This window comes from Microcoleus sp. MOSTC5 (genome assembly GCF_036701825.1).
GTDB classification, from domain to species: domain Bacteria; phylum Cyanobacteriota; class Cyanobacteriia; order Cyanobacteriales; family Microcoleaceae; genus Microcoleus; species Microcoleus asticus.
Map to the genome: position 1 here is coordinate 75,449 of NZ_JAUBRK010000025.1, position 19,968 is coordinate 95,416.

The 19,968-nt window shown below is 45.4% G+C and carries 21 protein-coding genes; 12 read left to right on the forward strand and 9 right to left on the reverse strand.

Annotation, left to right across the window (positions count from 1 at the left end; genetic code table 11):
* The first annotated feature begins 43 nt into the window (after positions 1–43).
* Positions 44–889 (forward strand): prohibitin family protein, encoded by an 846-nt coding sequence (locus tag QUA54_RS15815; RefSeq protein WP_445301559.1) that lies wholly within the window; start codon positions 44–46, stop codon positions 887–889.
* Between the two features lie 119 nt (positions 890–1,008).
* Here the strand turns inward: QUA54_RS15815 and QUA54_RS15820 are convergent, their stop codons facing one another.
* Positions 1,009–1,941, reverse strand: coding sequence for a LysR family transcriptional regulator (locus QUA54_RS15820; protein ID WP_333415373.1), 933 nt, complete (start codon positions 1,939–1,941; stop codon positions 1,009–1,011).
* 392 nt (positions 1,942–2,333) lie between these two features.
* Between QUA54_RS15820 and QUA54_RS15825 the strand changes: the two genes are divergently transcribed.
* From QUA54_RS15825 to QUA54_RS15865, 9 genes are all read left to right on the forward strand, one after another.
* Positions 2,334–3,776, forward strand: a complete 1,443-nt coding sequence (locus QUA54_RS15825) for an APC family permease (RefSeq protein ID WP_333415374.1) — start codon at positions 2,334–2,336, stop codon at positions 3,774–3,776.
* 286 nt (positions 3,777–4,062) lie between these two features.
* Positions 4,063–4,767: a cadmium resistance transporter gene (locus tag QUA54_RS15830; protein WP_333415375.1), complete on the forward strand. Its 705-nt coding sequence runs from the start codon at positions 4,063–4,065 to the stop codon at positions 4,765–4,767.
* A gap of 20 nt (positions 4,768–4,787) precedes the next feature.
* Positions 4,788–5,438: a cadmium resistance transporter gene (locus QUA54_RS15835; RefSeq protein ID WP_333415376.1), complete on the forward strand. Its 651-nt coding sequence runs from the start codon at positions 4,788–4,790 to the stop codon at positions 5,436–5,438.
* 548 nt (positions 5,439–5,986) lie between these two features.
* Positions 5,987–6,658, forward strand: a complete 672-nt coding sequence (locus QUA54_RS15840) for a hypothetical protein (RefSeq protein ID WP_333199246.1) — start codon at positions 5,987–5,989, stop codon at positions 6,656–6,658.
* A 147-nt stretch (positions 6,659–6,805) separates the two neighbouring features.
* A complete protein-coding gene (locus tag QUA54_RS15845) occupies positions 6,806–7,228 on the forward strand; it encodes a YidH family protein (RefSeq protein ID WP_172186282.1) in 423 nt (140 codons plus the stop codon).
* A gap of 60 nt (positions 7,229–7,288) precedes the next feature.
* Positions 7,289–7,690: a YidH family protein gene (locus QUA54_RS15850; protein WP_172186317.1), complete on the forward strand. Its 402-nt coding sequence runs from the start codon at positions 7,289–7,291 to the stop codon at positions 7,688–7,690.
* A 19-nt stretch (positions 7,691–7,709) separates the two neighbouring features.
* Positions 7,710–7,946, forward strand: coding sequence for a hypothetical protein (locus tag QUA54_RS15855; protein ID WP_333415377.1), 237 nt, complete (start codon positions 7,710–7,712; stop codon positions 7,944–7,946).
* Between the two features lie 172 nt (positions 7,947–8,118).
* Positions 8,119–8,622, forward strand: a complete 504-nt coding sequence (locus tag QUA54_RS15860; protein WP_333415378.1) for a hypothetical protein — start codon at positions 8,119–8,121, stop codon at positions 8,620–8,622.
* 302 nt (positions 8,623–8,924) lie between these two features.
* Positions 8,925–9,719, forward strand: a complete 795-nt coding sequence (locus tag QUA54_RS15865; protein ID WP_172186279.1) for a TSUP family transporter — start codon at positions 8,925–8,927, stop codon at positions 9,717–9,719.
* A 228-nt stretch (positions 9,720–9,947) separates the two neighbouring features.
* On the opposite strand, the gene cysK is transcribed toward QUA54_RS15865, so the two are convergent.
* A complete protein-coding gene (cysK, locus tag QUA54_RS15870) occupies positions 9,948–10,928 on the reverse strand; it encodes a cysteine synthase A (protein WP_333188864.1) in 981 nt (326 codons plus the stop codon).
* An 18-nt stretch (positions 10,929–10,946) separates the two neighbouring features.
* Positions 10,947–11,384, reverse strand: coding sequence for an Rrf2 family transcriptional regulator (locus QUA54_RS15875; protein ID WP_333415379.1), 438 nt, complete (start codon positions 11,382–11,384; stop codon positions 10,947–10,949).
* 110 nt (positions 11,385–11,494) lie between these two features.
* Here QUA54_RS15875 and QUA54_RS15880 point away from each other — a divergent pair, with 110 nt between their 5' ends.
* Positions 11,495–11,731 carry a hypothetical protein gene (locus tag QUA54_RS15880; RefSeq protein ID WP_333415380.1) on the forward strand — a complete coding sequence of 79 codons (237 nt, stop codon included), beginning with the start codon at positions 11,495–11,497 and terminating at the stop codon, positions 11,729–11,731.
* Between the two features lie 346 nt (positions 11,732–12,077).
* On the opposite strand, the gene QUA54_RS15885 is transcribed toward QUA54_RS15880, so the two are convergent.
* The 4 genes from QUA54_RS15885 to QUA54_RS15900 form a co-directional block, all read right to left on the reverse strand.
* Entirely contained in the window at positions 12,078–12,662 is a 585-nt protein-coding gene (locus tag QUA54_RS15885) for a Crp/Fnr family transcriptional regulator (RefSeq protein ID WP_333415381.1), read from the reverse strand.
* 87 nt (positions 12,663–12,749) lie between these two features.
* Positions 12,750–13,481 carry a serine O-acetyltransferase gene (cysE, locus tag QUA54_RS15890; protein ID WP_445301560.1) on the reverse strand — a complete coding sequence of 244 codons (732 nt, stop codon included), beginning with the start codon at positions 13,479–13,481 and terminating at the stop codon, positions 12,750–12,752.
* A gap of 156 nt (positions 13,482–13,637) precedes the next feature.
* Positions 13,638–15,581, reverse strand: a complete 1,944-nt coding sequence (locus tag QUA54_RS15895; RefSeq protein WP_333415382.1) for an ATP-binding protein — start codon at positions 15,579–15,581, stop codon at positions 13,638–13,640.
* A 215-nt stretch (positions 15,582–15,796) separates the two neighbouring features.
* Positions 15,797–16,828: a sulfate/molybdate ABC transporter ATP-binding protein gene (locus tag QUA54_RS15900; protein WP_333188874.1), complete on the reverse strand. Its 1,032-nt coding sequence runs from the start codon at positions 16,826–16,828 to the stop codon at positions 15,797–15,799.
* Between the two features lie 513 nt (positions 16,829–17,341).
* Between QUA54_RS15900 and gltD the strand changes: the two genes are divergently transcribed.
* Positions 17,342–18,826 carry a glutamate synthase small subunit gene (gltD, locus tag QUA54_RS15905; RefSeq protein WP_333415383.1) on the forward strand — a complete coding sequence of 495 codons (1,485 nt, stop codon included), beginning with the start codon at positions 17,342–17,344 and terminating at the stop codon, positions 18,824–18,826.
* 295 nt (positions 18,827–19,121) lie between these two features.
* Here the strand turns inward: gltD and QUA54_RS15910 are convergent, their stop codons facing one another.
* Together QUA54_RS15910 and QUA54_RS15915 are read right to left on the reverse strand one after the other, a co-directional pair.
* On the reverse strand, positions 19,122–19,499 hold the full coding sequence (locus tag QUA54_RS15910; protein WP_445301558.1) for a transposase: 378 nt from the start codon (positions 19,497–19,499) through the stop codon (positions 19,122–19,124).
* A 75-nt stretch (positions 19,500–19,574) separates the two neighbouring features.
* On the reverse strand, positions 19,575–19,799 hold the full coding sequence (locus QUA54_RS15915; protein ID WP_333415384.1) for a hypothetical protein: 225 nt from the start codon (positions 19,797–19,799) through the stop codon (positions 19,575–19,577).
* Between the last annotated feature and the right edge of the window lie 169 nt (positions 19,800–19,968).

Consider the following 19,968-nt stretch of genomic DNA (forward strand, 5'->3'; position numbering starts at 1 on the left):
TCAATATTTGTCCTATAATTAAGTGCTATCGTCGGGGTGGAATATGGTGGGAGAATCCAGCATTAACGTTGACTCACTCAAATCAAGCAATAAAAAAAATAAGGAATTTTACAGAGCTGTTATAGTAGCTCTAGTGATAGTCTTTTTAGCTATTATGTCCAGATTTTTTGTCATTGTCAACGCTGGAGAACGGGGCGTGATGATGGAGTTTGGTAAAGTGGAAGAACAGGTACTCGGAGAAGGAATTCACGTAATAGTCCCCATAGTTTATACTGTAAAAAAGTTGAGCGTTAGGGTGCAAAAACAGGAAAGTTCCGCTGAAGCTTCCTCAAAAGATTTGCAAGATGTTTTCACGGATGTAGCGCTGAACTGGCACATTATCCCAGAAGAAGCTAATGCTATTTTTCAACAAATAGGTGACGAAAAAGAAGTAGTTACTCGCATTATCGATCCGGCAGTTGAAGAAGTATTAAAAGCAGTTATGGCAAAATACACGGCTGAAGAAATTATTACTAAACGGGGAGAAGTTAAAGCCGCAGTTGATGATTATTTGACTTTGAGACTGGTTACATATCATATTGCCGTTGACGATATTTCTTTAGTACACGTTCATTTTTCTGAGCGGTTTAGCGATGCGGTGGAGGCGAAACAAATTGCCGAACAGGAGGCAAAAAGAGGGGAGTTTTTAGCGCTGAAGGCAGTAAAAGAGGCTGAGGCTAAGGTGAATTTAGCCAAGGGAGAAGCCGAAGTGCAAAGGTTGCTGCGGGACAATTTGACTCCGGAATTTTTGGAAAGGCAGGCTATAGAAAAATGGAATGGGAAATTGCCGATGATTGTTGGTGATGGAGGTAAAAATTTATTGGACTTGAGGAAATTAGTTGAGAGATAATTATCATCCTGGACGCACTGGTGGCCAGAAACCGGGTTTCTTTACGAAAATACACGGCGTTTAGCTTTTTATGTCGGTAAAAAACCCGCTTTCTTGAGTATTCCTGCGTAAGTCCTGAATTACCAATTATCAGTATCTTGACTTAATATCTGTTCAAAAGCTTTAGTAATTCCAGTTTGAAAACGCTGTTTGTGCTTCAGTTTCAAAACTGGTTTAATTATTTCAAAAGATACATTAGAACTTGGTTGACTATCTATAATTTTAATCGATCGCAGTGTCGATAGCTGCAATTCTTTTTTTACCATCAATTCAGGAATAGCCGCTGCACCTGTGCCGCTTTCCACCACTGCTTTTACCATTTCACTGCTGTTCAAAACTAAAGTTACATTCAATTCATGGGGATTAATGCCCCAACTTTGCAAAGCTTGTTCCAACATTTGCTGAACTCCAGAACCAGCTTCTCGCATCACCCAATCCGTTTGCGCAATTTCCGTTAAACTCACCTCTGCCCGTTCAAACCAAGGGTGAGATTTGCCAACAACAATCAGCAAGCGTTCGCTGCCTATAACTTCTTCCTCCAAAGTGTTTTTAAGCGAAGCTTTGATGTCTCCGGTCACTAAACCCAAATCAAATGTTCCCGTCGCCGTACCCGCACAAATTTCTTCGGCATTTGCCAGAGTACAATTCACGCAAATACCAGGATACTTCTGTTTGAACGTGCTAATTTTATCAGGCAACCAATAATTGCCAATAGTCAGACTGCAACCCAATTTTAAATCGCCTCGCTGCAAGTCGTTCAACTCCCGCAAACCTCTCTCAGTCAAAGCAACTTGGTCGAGAATTTTCTGCGTTTCAACTTGCAGCAACTTCCCGGCTTCAGTGATTTCGATGTGGCGGCCGATGCGGTGAAATAGTTTTACTCCATATTGCGCCTCTAAGCTTTGGATTGCCGCACTGACAGCGGGTTGAGTGATGTAAAGTTCCTCCGCCGCGCGGCTGAAGTGCAGGTGTTCGGCTACAGCTATAAAAACTCGCAGTTGGTCCAGCGTCATTCCGGCCATTCTGAGTGCCCCTTTACTAAATACAGTTATTTTTTGAGATTAAAATCTCTGGCGGCTAAGCTTTGACCTGAACTTTTAGATCGACTATATTGTACAGGTTGGAATTCCCCATAAAGCACGGTTGCAAGCCGCCATTTCAATTTTCCTTTTAACGTCAAGGGTTTGAGCTTGTAGCGACAGATAGGTACCGTTTTCCAACAGTTCTTTTGCCGCGGCACTGCATCACTTGCATTTATGAATTCGATAAAAAACAACATTTGATTTTACGGCTGAAGGGTCTTACAGTTAGACTCAAGCGTCAGAACACTCGGCCCGAGGCTGAAGCAGAACCGACAATTTGAAGCCGATCGCCAAAAGTCGATCGACAAAAATACAGAAGATCAATGACCAAGAAAACGCAAAAAAATCACAGTGCACACGGCTTAAAGCCGGACTGCCTCTCCTTCGGGGAGGTTTTAGCTCAATCCTTTGCCGTCATTGCACCTACAACTATACCAGCATCTAATATAGGTTTAATCGTCGCTCTTTCAGGAAACGGGGCTTGGCTGAGTTTTGCGATCGGCTTGATGGGCCTAGTATTTGTCAGCATCAATATCAACCAATTTGCGAGTCGATCGGCTTCTGCAGGTTCTCTTTATTCTTATATTGTTAAAGGACTAGGCCCTACTGCCGGCGTAATTTGCGGCTGGAGTTTGGTACTCGCTTATCTATTTACTGCGATGTCCGTTTTGTGTGGTTTTGCCAACTTTACGGGTAGTTTCATCGGTCATTTAGGCATCCATCCGTCACCGATTACGCTGTTATCGATCGGGGCGGGCGTTGCTTGGTATGCAGGTTATAAAGATATCCAGCTTTCAGCTATGGCGATGCTGTGGCTAGAGGGGGCATCAGTGGCGGCGATCGCACTTTTAGGAATTATCATCTGGGCGCACAAAGGTTTTGCCCTGGATATGTCCCAATTAACTTTAGAAGGCGTAACTCCCGGCAACATAGCGACGGGACTTGTATTAGTAATGTTTGGTTTCTCGGGTTTTGAAAGTGCTACATCTCTGGGCGACGAAGCCAAAAAACCCTTAAAAAATATCCCCAAGGCTGTCATGGGCAGTGCTGTCATGGCAGGCTTATTCTTCATTTTGATGACCTATATTGAGGTTTTGGGTTTTAGCGGTACTGGAGTTTCTATTACTAATACTGAAGAACCTCTGAGTTTTCTGGCGCAACAAGTGGGCATGGGTTGGCTGGGAGAGTTAGTGGCTTTCGGCGCTTTATTTAGCTTTTTTGCTTGCGTCCTCGGCAGCATCAATCCAGCGGCGAGAGTGTTTTTTATGATGGCGCGCCACGGTTTGTTTCACTCTTCATTAGGTGTAGCGCATTCGTCTAATAAAACTCCCCACGTTGCAGTAACGATGTGTACATTTATGACATTTTTGGTGCCGGCTGTGATGTCTGTGTTTAACATCAAACTGTTCGATTGTATGGGTTATTTGGGGGCAATTTGCAGCTACGGGTTTTTAACGGTATACATCTTGATTTCGATCGCAGCTCCGGTTTACCTGCACAAAATTGGTAAATTGCGCGTGCGAGATGTGCTATTCTCGGTGGCGGCGATCGCATTTATGATGATTCCGATTGCGGGAAGTGTGGGCATTCCCGGCAGCACTATGTTCCCAGTTCCCGAAGCTCCTTACGATGCGTTTCCTTACTTGTTCTTGATGTACTTGGTGGCTACTTGCGGATGGTTTTTCTTGCAGCGGCGGCGCTATCCTGAACTTGTTGGTTCGATGGAGCAGGGTATTGACGCAATTCATGCCAAATTCGAGGTATAAAATGCAATTTACGGCGGTGTTCGATCGAATACAGTATCGATCGACAACAACGGCTTTGATTAGTAATTCTAGGGTGGGCACTGCCCACCAAAACATTTGCAACTTACGCTCTAACAAGCCTTTGATTAGTAATTGTAGGGTGGCACGGCCGACCAAAACATTTGCAACTCACGCTCTTACAGGCCTTGGTGGGCAGTGCCTACCCTACATTGATTTGATTCAAAGATTTGACGCGGTAAAAAAAGCAGGCGTAAAAACCCAGCACAAAAATTAAGGAGATACAGAAATGAATGAATTACTAATAGCAATTTCTACGGGTATGACAGCTTTTACAGCTACGAATCTTGACGATATTCTGATCCTGCTGCTGTTTTTCTCGCAGGTGAATGCAGTATTTCGGCACAGGCATATCGTCTTCGGTCAGTTTCTGGGCTTTACTGCACTGGTTTTGATTAGCATTCCGGGGTTTTTTGGCCGCTTAATCTTTCCGCCAGATTGGATCGGAATGCTGGGTTTGCTGCCAATTGCGATCGGGCTTAGCCGCTTGCTGAATCCAGAAACTGACGATTCGGAAGCTGAGGCAGAATTAGAGCAATCTGAGAAATCTTTTTTTAGCAATTTTCTGTCTCCTCAAACTTACAGCGTAGCAGGGGTGACGGTGGCAAATGGGGGGGACAATATCGGGATATATGTACCGCTTTTTGCTAGCAATACTTTAGAAAGTTTGGCGGTGATTCTCGCTGTATTCTTCGCGATGGTGGGCGTTTGGTGCTACGCTGCTTATCGGTTAATTCAGATGCGGGCGATCGCAGATACTCTGACTCGCTACGGCAATCAGCTTGTGCCTTTTGTTTTGATCGGATTGGGAATGGCGATTCTGGTGGAAAGCGGCACTCTGGCAAGCCCAACTTTAAGTATAATATCTTTAGTTGGTTGCTGTTTCTGTTTGATAACTATGAGCAGAGGTAACGCCAGGGAAACTGAAGTTTAGAAAAATTGCAGGGACAGCACATGAATTGGATTGCAGCAGCGATTATTGCCGGGATTACATCTTTCGCCGCAACCAATATCGACGATATGGTGCTTTCCATGCTGTTCTTCGCCCAGGTAAACGATACTTTCCGCCCCCGGCATATCTTTGTCGGTAAGTACCTCGGATTTGCAGCACTCATCGCTGCTAGTTTGCCGGGTTTTTTTGGCGGTTTAATTGTGCCGACAGCTTGGATTGGCTTGCTGGGTTTGCTTCCGATCGCGATCGGCATCAGTCACTTAGTCAAGAGAGATAATGAGGAAAATGAGGTACAAGCGGTATCGGGCGAATTTAACCGGAAATCTAATTCACTTGTGTCAAAAATAGCAAATCTTTTCAACCCCCAAACTTTGAATGTGGCTGCTGTTACTATAGCCAACGGGGGTGACAACATCGGTATTTATTTGCCGCTGTTTGCTAGCAGCGATTTGCCGAGCTTGCTGGTGATTTTGGCGGTTTTCTCGGTGATGGTAGGTGTTTGGTCTTATCTCGCTTACCGATTAACTCGCCAAAGGGCGATCGCCCGTATTTTGACTCGCTATAGCAAGGTTGTTGTTCCTTTTGTTTTGATTGGTTTGGGAATATTTATTCTCATTGAAAGCGGTACTTATCGCCTGCTCCCGCAATTTTAATCTAACTAATAATTAGCCCTTCGCTATTTGCATCCCTCTATAGGTAGATAAATTGCCAGACCATAAATCCTAACTCATCATTTTCACCTTAACAATTGTTTGCTTAAAAATAGCGCTAAATCGATTGAAATATATCAAGAAATATGCTAAGTTAATGATGAAGTGAGTAATCAAGCTAAAAGCAGCTTCAAAGTAATTTAGCCTCAAGTATTCACGAAAGTTGAAACCATCTTTTGAGCTAGACAATTGCCAGACTTAGGCAACAAGATACCTGTGGTCTCACTAAGTCCTGTAGTGGTGAATCAAACCGAGCTAAAAACTTGAGGATGAATCCCTAAAATATCGCCCGAACACTTCGCCACTATCCCACGCAGCTCGGCTTTGACAATAGGTAGAACGCTAAAAAACCAGATTTTTCGATTCTGCAAAATTTGGTCGATCGGGCAAACAAGTTAAAGAGAGCTGGTTTTTGCCTAAGTCCTAAAATAGCAAGCAAACAGAAAGTTGGAAAAAACCTGACAATCTAGAAAAGGAGAAAAATTGTGAAAATGTTCAAATTTGTTTTAGTGCTCTTGGTAATGGTCGCCAATTTAGTATTCGTTCCTCCCTCCTGGGCCGACGCTCCAAAAACGCCGAGATATGCGAGCAATCCCGACTACATAGAGGTGAGTGAAGCTCTGACTGAAGCTCTGAACACTCTCAAGGCTGCGAAAGACTCACCCGACAGCGCCCAGAATTATACCCCTAAAGAACTCCACAAAAAAATCTCTCAATTGGAGTTTCAAAAATACACTTTAGAAACGGGAAAACCTTGGGGTCAGTGCCGCAACGAGACAGGGAAAACCCTGGCTGTCTACGGCCCGAAAGGCAAAAAAGCAGCGGACTCTTCTTACGATAATGCCCTGTATTTTCTAGCTGACGGCCAAACAACTGAACATAAATGGGATTGCGATGGGATTTTTCTACCCAGCGATGTCAATGCAACCGATTTAAGAACGACCGATCAAGCTTCAGAAGAATTGACTGGCGGTCTAGCTGTTAAGATAGTTGACGGAACTCAATTTGTAGCGAGAGCTAATCCCGATACGGGGGCTGTAGAATTCAACGTTCCTACTGCTAAAGTTTTCCAGCCAGGGGATGCGAATTGGTTTGTTCCTGACGTGACTCAGGCGTACATAGATTCGCAACTTCCCAACGCACCTACTGAGGAAAATGATTAGTTTTGGTGAACTTGTAATGCGATCGGCTGTGTAAAGCCCGTGGCAACGCAAGAACCAGCCGGGGAGCGAACCCCCGGCGGATAATCGTCCCAGCGAAAATATATCGGTTTACCTTCATATTTGGAGTTAATATTAAAAGGTCGATCTATGCTATTAAATTGGAAATCCACGAAAGTAAATACAGAAAAGATTAAGCGACCAAATCCGTCGCGGGTGCGGGATCACTTGGCAAACGAGCGCACTTATTTAGCATGGATGCGGACAGCAATATCGCTGATGGGTTTTGGCGTAGTTATCGTGCGCCTTCGCGCCTTCCATCCCCCTCTGCTGCCAAGTCCCGGCAATGGTTGGAAGTTGGGTTTGCTTTTTTCAATAGTGGGTTTGCTGACAGTGCTCTTATCCACTAAGCACTACTTCGGCGTCCGCCACGATATCGATTACGATACTTATGAACCTACCGATCGCTGGGTAATTCTTTTCAGCCTCGCGATCGCCATCCTAGGGACTGGGGTAATTTATTATATGTTCACCATTCCTTCTAGCTTAGAAGGTTTGATGGCACCCGAATAATGGCGCTGGTTTTATATTAATCTTAAAGAGTTGGAGCGCGTGCAATTATCGTTCAAACCGATGCAAGTAGATGATGAGAAACAAACGCAGCAAAATCTTTCGCGGGCGATCGATCGATCGGCAAACGAACGCACCTTTTTATCGTGGATGCGGGCCGCGGTCGCACTCATGGGTTTTGGCGTCATCATCGTCCGACTTCGCGTCGGGCAACTGCCCGTGCAGTACCGCCAGGTGATGGGGTGGAAGTTAGGTTTAATCTTCTCTCTCATAGGTTTGGCGACAGTGTTAATCTCAACTGGAAAATACTTTATCGTTCGCCGCCAAATTGACGAGCATACCTACGAACCGTCAGATTGGTTGATATTCCTCTTCAGTTCGGCTGTCGGCTTATTGGGGATTGGAGTAATTTATTTGATCTTTGCAGCCGCCGTCAGCCCAAGTAGTTCTGTAATACCCGATTGATTGTCAACAGGAGTTAATCATGAACAGCGATATAGTTGCCACGATCGCTTCCATTATCATCTTAGCTGCTGCTATCTGGGCAGCATTCGCAGTGCTCGAGAGTGTCGCGAAAATATTCCCTAAATTGCTGGGCCTGACAGTCGCGATCGGGCTTTTGCTCGTTTACCTGCAATATTACTGGGGCATCGATACTGCATATCTTTGGCAAACTGTCAAGCATTTGCCTGAAGCTTTCAATTTCTCGATGGGCGCCTAAACTCTCACCAGGCAGCATTTTCAACAACATCTCCCGGATAGATATTTTTGTATCGGAAAGAAAGTAGATTAAGCTGAGCGATAATAAAATACGGTAACTCGATCGACTTACTAGACATACATCTGTTGGGATGTTAAAATACGGTAAGTCGATCGAGTTATGAGCTGTTAACGTGGAAAACGCTAAAAAAGTCATTGAAGAGTACCAGCTTGCAGAACAACTGACCCAACAGTTGCCACAAGCTAAGGGCTTTAAGGAAGTCTGGTTTAGAAAAATCAGAGGCGGGCTACTTCTGGCAATTGGATATTTGCTCTCACCGCTGTGTTGGTGGAACGACATATTTTTCAATCTGCCAATTGCCTACGCCTTTGGGTATATCTGTAGCGGGCTTTCCCCAGATTTACTGTTTCCTTGCACAATTGTCGGCTACTGGCTATCCAATATTGCGGGAATTCTGTTGATGCAATTCGGGGCTGTAGATGTTTTTGCAGACAAACCCAAGGAAAAAAACCTCAAAAAAGAGTTATTGACGGGTTTAGTTTCCTCAACCGCCTTCACTATTGTCGTTGTGACATTGATTCATTTTAATGTTCTCGATACTCCCGATTTGTTTTCCAGCCAGCAGTCGGTTAACCTCAGCTCTGCTTTACCTGTGACGCTCGTCACTTCAAGGTAGAAAGCAGACTCTCAACCATCAATGAATCGAAGATTTTTAATCAGTTACACAGGTAAATTTAAGAAAATCAGGGAGCTTTTACACTACAATTTTTGTAGCTTTGTTTATTTGCATTTACTTACTTTTACCAACAATATTGTAGCTGAAAACGCGGCAACTCTAAAGCGTTAAATAGCCAAGTTTCTGGTAACAAATATTGAAATGCAATTGATATTTAGCCTGTGTAGCTGTGTTTCAGGAGCCGCCCAAGTTATCTATTTGTTGGTTGGCAGCGCTTAAATACACAGTTTTTGGGCATAACCGTGAACTACTTATTACTATCCTTTCTCAGCTTTTTCGTGGGCATTATCGTTGGTTTGACCGGAGTTGGCGGAGCGTCGCTCATCACCCCAATGTTAATTTTTGTCTTCCAGGTTCCAGCATCAATTGCTATTAGTTCGGATGTCGTAGCGGCCACACTTATGAAAGTTGTTGGCGGCTTCAAACACTGGCAGCAAAAGACCCTAGACTTGCAAGTAGTTAAGTGGCTGGCTTTGGGCAGCGTGCCCGGTTCGCTGACTGGCGTGTGGATTTTACACTGCATCAAATCCAGCGGAAGTCAAGACTTAGACAGCATATTGCTGCGCTTTCTCGGAGTAGCGATCGCCCTAATTGTCGCTTTATCGCTGACCCAATTAGTGGTCAAAACATTTTTCCCTAATTTTAAATTGCCTCCGCAACCTAAATGGGACTTAAATACTAATTATGGCCGTATTTGTACTGTGAGTGCGGCAGCAGTTTTAGGCTGCATAGTGGGAATCACTAGCGTGTCTTCCGGTTCGATGTTTGCACTGTTGCTGATTGCTTTTTTCCGCTTGGATACTTCTAAATTGGTGGGTACAGATATTTCCCAGGCGGCAATTTTGTTGATGTTTACATCTCTGGGACACCTCAGCCTCGGAACAGTAAACTGGAGTTTGGTATTGCCAATTTGGTTGGGTTCGGTGCCCGGAGTTTTGGTAGGGGCTAAATTCTGCCAAATTATGCCTCAACGCCCGCTAAAGTTTGTTATTTACGGAATGTTGGCGATGGCTAGTTGGAAGTTGTATCAAGTCTGAAAAGTAGGGTAAGGTCAGGAGTATTGCTGTCAACAAATATGCGCTTTCGCTGCAGTCCGGCAGGGGTTTAAACCCCTGCCTCAAAGCTGAAGTCCTCTGAAGAGGACTATTAACTCATTAGTCCTCTTCAGAGGACTTTCGCTTTGAGCCAGGGAATTAATTCCCTGGCGGTCTTTCGGGTTAAGCTGATAGCAATGTCGCAGTAATGACGATCGCCCCTACTAAAATTTAATAATTGCTGACTAATGCTTCGAGTTCGCTGACTGTCGGCAATTCTAAGTCTTTGAACAAGACTGTACTGAGGTAGCGTTCGCCATAAGAAGGCTGCACAAAAACTATCAATTTCCCAGCATTTTCGGGACGCTTGCCGACTTGAATAGCGGCAAACAAAGCCGCGCCTGCTGAGATTCCTGACAACAATCCTTCTTCTCTGGCTAGTCGGCGACTGTAGGCGATCGCATCTGCGTCGCTAACTGCGATCACCTCATCAATTAACTCTGGTTTCAACACTTCCGGGATGAATCCTGCACCAATCCCTTGAATTTTGTGAGCACCAGATTTACCTCCAGAAAGCACGGCGCTGGTGGCTGGTTCAACTGCGATCGCCTTAAAACTCGGTTTCCGCTGTTTAATTACCTCAGCAACTCCAGTAATCGTACCGCCGGTGCCAACTCCAGCAACTAAAAAATCTACTTTACCCTCTGTATCTTCCCAAATTTCCTCGGCCGTGGTTTCCCGGTGAACTTTTGGATTAGCGGGGTTGCGAAACTGTTGCAGCATGAAAGCATCGGGAGTTTCTTCTACAATTTCTTCCGCACGGGCGATCGCGCTTAACATCCCTTCATGTCCGGGAGTCAATTCCAACTGAGCTCCGTAAGCTTTTAACATTGATCGGCGCTCTAAACTCATCGTATCCGGCATTGTTAAAATCAGACTGTAGCCTTTCGCCGCCGCGATCATTGCCAAAGCAATTCCAGTATTGCCTGAAGTCGGTTCAACTAAAATAGTTTTCCCCGGTTGAATTAACCCCGCATCTTCTGCCGCCTGAATCATGCTGCCCGCAATCCGATCTTTCACCGAAGCAGCCGGATTCATCCCTTCCAATTTGGCCACAATTTGAGCAACTACTCCTTCGGCTTGGGGAATTTTATTGAGCTGAACTAAAGGAGTTCTGCCAATTATTCCTGTAACATCCTTAGCAATTCTCATGGTTTAATTTCTCTCCCCTTAAATGTAGTACATGGGATGTGATTGTTTGCGAACATCCCGCTGTTCGCACAAATCTTGTAATGTGTATTTGCCCAAAACAGCCCAAGATGCCTGTTGAGCTTCCTGCCAGATTTCTAGCACCGCAGTTTTTTCTATTGTTACAGATTCCGAAACTTTTTGAGTCTGGCTGCTGCCGTCGCCTTCGAGTGTCGAAAACACCTCTAGCAAAGTAATCTGCCAAGGCTCTTTTGCCAGCAAATAACCGCCTTTAGCGCCCCGCAAACTCTGGACGATACTTGCACGCCGCAGCACGGCAAGAATTTGGTCGAGATAGCGTTCTGGTATCTCTTGAGAAGCAGTAAGTTCGTTCACTGTTAGGGGCGAATCCTTCGGGTAGTGGCTCGCCAGTTCCAAGAGCGCTAACAGGGCATATTCTACTCTAGAAGATAGTTCCACATTCCCCACTGGCGATCGAGTTTAAATTGTAGATTATATCATAGTACACAATTCCGGTAGATGTACAGGTGTTAGTATTTTTTTATTACAAAAACGGTTGGAGAAATCCCGTGAGCAACGTAAATGTAGGTTTAAGCTGTCGGCACTGTCGATATTACGAGCAGCACGGGCACAGGGGCGGAAACTGCCAGATGCTCGGCGTGGCGGTACAGGGTGGCTGGAAAGCTTGCCCCTTATTGGTTCCGCCCTTTGCACCCTCTTGGGAATACCCAGCAGAAGCGGGTAGAGCCCCAAAGTCTCAAATGTTGCAGGGAGCAACTATTTTACAGGCAATACCCCCGCCTTAAAGTAACTGCTAAGTAGGTAGGCGGATATATGCTGTGTCATCGTTAAGTTTATTCATACTCACCTACTTGGCGGCAGTCAACAGGTGCGAGATATCGCATCTGTTGGCAGTGAGAAGAAAGAAATCAGGAGAAACAGAAAAGCAAGGGCGACGATCGCACTTGCTTGTGAACCTATTGACGAGTCGATGAGAAAATTTAATTAACGCACATTCGATCGAAATTATTTATTGTCTAGAAAACTGTGAATTGGCTCGAATATCGCACTGTCAGCGAAGATTTTTTTGGGCACCGCATTCCTACCATCTAAATCAGCAACCGTAAACCATTAACAGTTAATATCCTTTTTTTATATTTCGTAGTGCCACACCTCGGAAGGTTGCAGAACAATCCGGTGGAGCGGCAGACGGTTAATCAAGCCTTGCTGCTCAAAGTTACCGAGGGTACGAGTGACAGTTACGCGACTTGTACCGAGGATTTCTGCAATGTCCTGATGCGTTAAAATCATATCGATCAGATGTCCTCGCTCTACCTCGGAACCAAACCTCTTAGCCAGCCAAGTTAAGAGTTGATAGAGCATAAAATCAACTCTTTTGTAACCTCGCATTACCATAAAATCTTCAGCCTGCTGAATGTGACTGAGCAAAATGTCTCTATTTAGCCAGCGATCGCCACATAGTAAAATTGCTTCGACTTTAGTGAGGCATTCAATTTGAAAAGGATCGCATTTTGATATCGGTTTGCCGATCGTATCACCAGGCCCCCACAATCCCAAGGTGATAATTGTGCCATCTTCAAGCCACGTTACAGTTCGCACTACTCCAGTTTCAATTCGCCACAGAGCATTGGTTCTGTTGGGCAAGTGCGAACGGCGAGAAAATATATGTCGGCTCGTTTCATCAAAAGTTTTAGTGGAAAGAGAAGCGATAGTCATAGCCAGTTACTGAAAGAATAAAAGTTAGTTTGTCCAATGACAGCAGGATAGTGTGGCTGGCAAAAATCTATATAAATTAAAGCTTTACTAGATTCCTGCACCGTCTAAAAAGTCTGTAATGAATAAATTAGAAGACATAAATAATTTATGTTTTTCGGCTTCTTTTTGCTCTGATTCAGTTGCTTTGAGCGGAGAAAGTTGAGATTTTAAAAAATCAACCTGGTCTTCTAAGTCCTTAATCCTATCGAACAAAGCTCGAATCGCTTGAGCTTCCAAATCCGGTATGTCTTGAGAATTTTGAGCATCTTCCACCTGCTTTTTCCGAGGGATGATGCGACCGGGAATTCCTACAACTGTGCAATCGCTAGGGACATCCCGCAGCACTACCGAACCCGCACCAATCCGAACATTATTGCCAATTTGAATATTGCCTAAAACTTTAGCACCGGCTCCCACGACTACATTTTCTCCTAGCGTTGGATGCCGTTTTCCTATTTCTTTACCCGTGCCGCCAATGGTCGCTCCTTGATAAATTACAGCATAATCTCCAACGATCGCAGTTTCGCCAATTACCACCCCCATGCCGTGGTCGATAAACACGCCCCTACCAATTTTTGCTCCTGGGTGAATCTCAATACCTGTTAAAAAGCGGCTCAGTTGGGAAATCAAGCGGGGTACAAACGGCAGACCCGCCGAATAAAGCCAGTTTGCTATCCGGTGCAAAAAAAGTGCTTGCAGTCCGGGATAGCAAAATAATACTTCCAGCCAGTTGCGCGCCGCGGGGTCGCGTTCGTAAATAATTTGCAAGTCACTGAACATATTTAGTCTCGCCGTGTTTGGGTTATACAGTATCGGCAGTGCCAAGGGTTTAAGCTGCATAAAGCAGTATTGGTTTTGGCATTATTACACATAATACTATAATCCGACCGAATTACAGTAGTTAACAAGAAAAAAATTTTTCTTCCCCAGCCCTTTCTAAGCTGCCTCCGATATTTTCCGCGAAACAAACGGTACAGCTTGTTTGACTTCTTGCCGCAGCGGAATCTCGATCGAGAATTCCGTCCCCAATCCCGGTGTCGAATCGCAGCGCAGCGCACCCTTGTGCTTTTCTACGACAATTTTATAGCTGATTGACAGTCCCAATCCTGTCCCTTTTCCGGCAGGTTTAGTCGTAAAGAACGGGTCAAACAGCAGTTTTTTGACATTTTCTGCAATGCCGGGGCCGTTGTCAGATATCCGCACAATTATTTTATCGGGGATCAAATATTCTGTGGTTATGGCGATCGCGATCGGATTGGCTTTCGCTGCTTTGGGCCCGCGATCGAGGTTGTAACTCTCAAGGGCGTCGATCGCATTAGCCAGAATATTCATAAACACCTGATTTAATTGTCCGGCATAGCACTCTACTAAAGGTAAATTGCTGTAGTTTTTAACAATCTCGATCGCGGGGCGGTGGGGTGTAGCTTTCAGGCGACTTTGCAGAATTAGGAGAGTGCTGTCAATGCCTTCATGGATGTTGACAGGTTTCATTTCGCTTTCATCTAAGCGAGAAAAATTACGCAAAGATTTGACAATTTGAACAATGCGATCTGCTCCTATTTTCATCGATGACAGCAGTTGCGGCAAATCTTTGCTGAGAAACTCAAAGTCAATATTTTCTAAATACTTTGAAATTTCCGATGGAGGGTATGAATAGTGTTTTTGGTAGAGTTTTACCAACTCCAACAAATCCCTACTATATGCGCTGGCGTGTTGAATATTGCCGTAAATAAAACTAATAGGATTGTTGACTTCGTGGGCTACACCAGCAACTAATAAACCCAAACTAGACATTTTTTCCTGCTGAATTAGTTGAGTTTGAGTTTGCTGCAACTCTTGTAACGTTTGCTCTAGCTGTTGAGATTTAGCCGTGCGTTCTGCTGCTACTTGTTCAAGTTTATCTGTATAATTCAACAAGCTCATTAGATAAAGTGTCACAGCCAAGCTTAAGATAATCCCTAATATTAAAACAGTCAAAGAACGCCAAAATCTGAGAGGATTAATGTACTCTGGCGTCAGTCGCAGTTGCAGTAGCCACCTGCGATTTTCAATATTGAGAATGCGGGTGCAACTGCTGCCGTCCGGGCAGTAAGCTCTTTCCCCAATATAGAGTTGATTTTTAATGTTTTCGTCAGTAACTATTCTTTTAGTTTTCGCTTCGTAAAAAGCCAGAAATCTTTCGGCTTCAGGAGCCATAGGATCTTGAAGATACACGTTAACAAAGTTAAGTTGAGTTTCCTGTAAAGCAGATTTAAAAATAGCATCAATGAGCAAAATTCCCATAGTAAAACCTTTCAAATTTTCTGGTTTGCTCGCAGGTAAATTTTGCGGCAAGGCTGCGGTATCGCCAGGAGACGTTTGACTAAAAATTGGCAGAAAGACGAAGAAGCTTGGGGAATTTTGTGAGGGCAATTTTTGGCGATCGGTCGCGATAATTTCTTGTCTTTTTGTGGCGTTTTCTAACGCTAACCGATTGGCAGTTAAATCTAAACTTAAATCTATTTCCTCTGTTAGGAATTGCGGAGAGTCAGAAACACGGGGCAGCCAAGCGATCGCCTTCAGGCTCGGATGGCGGTAGAGGGCAGGACCAACAAATGTCTTCATTTCTGGTTGTTTAACGCCGTCAAATACGCTGTAAAAGGCTCCAGCAGCACGAATTATTTCTAAATTGCCGCTAACATCTCTCTGAATGTCTGTAGCTATTTTATCCAGCCGGTCTTGCAGTTCGGCTTGCATGGATTTGTATTCCCAATTGTACGCAACTGAAGAGGCGATCGCAGACAGTCCCAATCCTGCAAAAAGTGTTAATCCTGCCTGGATGTAACGGCGATAAGTAAGTAAAGTGCTAGTTGCTAAATTGAACAATTTGTTAGCATTCATATTCTTCGCTGACCTTTTTTTATGGTTCCCACTCAAAATTTCAGGAGGAAGCTTTTTCCCCTTCCCAGGCAGAGCCTGGGAAGGAATTTCAGGAGGCTCTGCCTCCGATTTAGAGCCACGAGACAGCATTACCAGGCACGTGCCTGGTAACGATGTGGGAGCAGTGTTTTGTAAAAGCTCCCCGATAGTATTTTGAGTAAGATGCAGCCGCTGATTTAAATTGAATAAGCAGGAAAAGTCATCGCGTGTTTGGGCTTGACGTAAACCTGCTGATCTCGCGTTAACTGTAGAGAATCGAAGCGCTCGCGACTCACGTAAGCTGTTACTACCTGCTCCGATTCTAATAGTAATTCGGTTTGAATTTCCCGCCCTAAATGAATGATGCGGCTGACTGTTGCTAATGCAAAACCAGACTGCGGCTTAGTTTGAATTTCCACATCGTGGGGGCGCAAAAACACTAAATCAGAATGGGCGGCTCCATTATTGTGAGCCGTTGAACCGTTGCTGGCGAACAAACCCGCAGCATTCGGCAGCACATTGACAGGCCCAATAAAACTCATCACAAAAGCTGATGCCGGTTTGTCGTAAATTTCAGCAGGAGTGCCAACTTGTTCGACTTTACCTTTGTTCATCACCACAATTTCATCGGCTACTTCCATAGCTTCTTCTTGGTCGTGAGTCACAAAAACTGTGGTGATATTAACTTCTTTGTGAAGGTTGTGCAGCCACGATCGCAATTCTTTGCGGACTTTAGCATCTAATGCTCCAAAAGGTTCGTCTAGCAGCAGCACTTTCGGTTGAACTGCTAGAGCTCTCGCCAAAGCCACCCGCTGCCGCTGGCCCCCGGAAAGTTGCGAAGGATAGCGATCGCCCAAACCTGTCAACTGCACTAAATTCAAAAGTTCCTCAACCCGCCTGCTAATCGAGCCTTTAGGAACTTTGCGAATTTCCATCGCAAAAGCAATATTTTTCCGAATACTCATGTGTTTGAATAAAGCGTAGTGCTGAAACACAAAACCGATATGCCGTTCCTGCACCGACTGATGAGTCGCATTTTCACCGGTCAGGTAAATCTGACCGCTGTCCGGCGGTTCTAGCCCCGCGATCATCCTCAGCAGAGTCGATTTCCCGGAACCGGAAGGCCCCAACAGCGCCACTAAAGAACCCTTTTTAATTTCCAAATTCACGTTGTCAATGGCGTGAAAGGAGCCAAAGTGTTTCGATACGTTCTGAATTGTAATGCTCATGAGTCTATTTACTTATTTTAGGAGTTAAAAAAGCAAACTCCACTTATCTGACAGATTTACAGTAGTATATCCTGAAAATAAATAATATTCTGCAAGGTCTGTAACTTTTTGTATTTTATTTCGAGTCTCTCCTGATGGGGACTGCGTTTCAAAGTTGAGGCTGGCGGGCCGGAAGAGTGAACCCGCGAGCGTTTCCAGATGTGGCTGTAGCGGTAAATGCGATAAATGCGATCGTCAGTCAATTCGGGAAAAATTAAATGTCCCCGCCCGCAGTATGCAGGTTAAATGCCCAACAGCTTAGCAGCAATGGCTGTTTTGCGGTAGTCTGCTGGCCTGACGATTCCCCGACTACCGACAATTCGCCAGTCCCGGCAATATTGAAGATTTCACGTAGGAATTGCTCCATCTGAGGTGCGATCGCACACAATTTAGATCACAATAGTTTATTCAGAAGCCAGGCAGCTTCAGCTTTGAGAAACTGAGAGAATAGTAAATTCTAACCAGAACACCACTATGGGAAAACCAACAGGCTTTATCGAATTCTTGCGCGAATTGCCCTCCGAACTCTCACCAGTCGAGAGAGTCCACAACTGGGACGAATTTCACCTGCCGATGGATGAGGACAAACTCCGCACCCAAGGCGCGCGCTGCATGGATTGCGGCATTCCGTTTTGCCACACCGGAAACCTGATTAGCGGCATGGCAAGCGGCTGCCCGATTAACAACCTCATCCCCGAATGGAACGACCTAGTATATCGCGGACTGTGGAAAGAAGCCCTAGACAGACTCCACAAAACCAACAACTTCCCTGAATTCACCGGCCGCGTCTGTCCCGCACCCTGCGAAGGCGCTTGCGTGCTCGGCATCAACAACCCGCCAGTCACGATTAAAAACATCGAAGCCTCGATTATCGATAAAGGCTGGGATGAAGGCTGGATTACCGCCGAACCACCCGCCAAACGCACCGGCAAAAAAATCGCCGTCATCGGTTCCGGGCCCGCCGGTTTGTCCGCCGCCGCGCAACTCAACAAAGCCGGTCATTGGGTAACAGTATACGAAAGAGCCGATCGACCAGGCGGCCTGCTAATGTATGGCATCCCCAACATGAAGCTAGACAAAGAACAAGTCGTAATGCGCCGCCTCAAAGTCCTCGAAGACGAAGGCGTGACATTCGTCTGCAACACCGAAGTCGGCAAAGACTTGCCAGCAGAACAACTGCTAAAAGAATACGACTCCGTTGTGCTATGTACCGGCGCCACCAAACCCCGCGACTTGGGCATCGAAGGCCGGGAATTAAAAGGCATCCACTTCGCAATGGACTTTTTGACTGCGAACACCAAAGCAGTTTTAGACAAGAGCACCAACGATAACTTCATCTCCGCCACCGGCAAAGATGTGGTGATTATCGGCGGTGGCGACACAGGCACAGACTGCGTGGGCACCTCCATCCGCCACGGCTGCAACAGCCTGGTACAGCTAGAAATCCTACCCAAACCGCCCTCGGAACGCGCGGCCAACAATCCCTGGCCCGAATGGCCAAAAGTCTACCGTCTCGACTACGGCCAAGAAGAAGCCGCAGCCAAATTCGGCGACGACCCCCGCGGCTATCTCACCACCGCGACAAAGTTCGAGGGCGACGAAAACGGCAATGTCAAAGCCGTGCACACCGTTGAGGTGGAGTGGGCGAAAAACGAGAAAGGGCAGTTTATTCCGAACCACATCCCGGGCACGGAAAAAGTGTTGCCCGCACAGCTTGTCTTGCTAGCGATGGGCTTCCTCGGCCCCGAACAGCCCTTGCTGGATGCCCTGGGATTGGAACGCGACGCCCGCAGCAACGTGAAAGCCGAGCACGAAAAATATACAACCAGCATTCCGGGAGTTTTCGCGGCTGGGGACTGTCGCCGGGGACAAAGTTTGGTGGTTTGGGCGATTAATGAAGGGCGCGGCGTAGCCCGGGAGTGCGACCTTTATCTGATGGGGAGCACGGATTTGCCTTAGTCCTTGGGTAGTAGGGGCGGGTTTATTAGATTGTTGGTTTCTCACCTAAATGGTTGGTGAAACCCGCCCCTACGATGGGCTGTAGGGGCGGGTTTTACCAACAATATTTGATGCTCACAAACCATCTATATAAACCCGCCCCCACCCAACCAATAACCCAGATTAACCTGATGTTCGATCGCATAAAAAAAATGTAGATTCGGATTTACCGTTGGGCGGGGCGGGTTTATTATATTGTTTTTTTTAGGCATAGATGGTTGGTGAAACCCTCCCCTACAAATCGATCGACATAATATTACACGACGATCGACTGCATATAAAATTTGCCATTCCATTCGATCGCCAGCGGACTAGATTCATTAATTTTGACTGAATTATGAGGATACAATTCATCTTTTCCCCACAACACAGGATTATTAACAATATATTCACGAATGGCAACTAATGATTCTTCATTGCGGATGATATGTTCGTAATAACCCCGCTGCCACACCGATATGCCTGTCAAATATCGCATTTGGTTAATTCGCCGCGCCGAAGATGTTTTTAAACCCCGCACAATTTCCGACAAAGGATGGATTGTTGATTTTCTGTGCCCAAATTTATCGGATTCTGTATAATTTATTTCTGGGCGGCCTTTCAAAACAATAATTCCATGAACGTGATTTGGCATCAAAATAAAATCGTCTAATGCTACGTTTTTGTAACGTTTGGGAAGAAGGCTCCAATTGAATAAAACAGTTTTACCTTAGGGACTCAATTGCATTTTATCATTAATAACTTCCCCGAATAGACATTCGCGCTGCCAACTGCAAATAGTGATAAAATACGAGCCGGGAGTCCTATAATCATATCCTGGCAGGCGAATTGAGCGGCGGTGGTGTTTGTTAGGATCGTATTTCATAATTTTGTCCCCATAAAACAGTTGTTCGTTGGGCGGTGGCGGGTTTATTAGATTGTTGATTTCTGACATAAATGGTTGGTGAAACCCGCCCCTACGATGGCCTGTAGGGGCGGGTTTTACCAACAATATTTGATGCTCACAAACAATCTACAAAAACCCGCCCCCACCAACCCATAACCCAGATTAACCTGATGTTCGATCGAATTCAAAAAATGTAGATTCGGATTTGTCGTGTTCG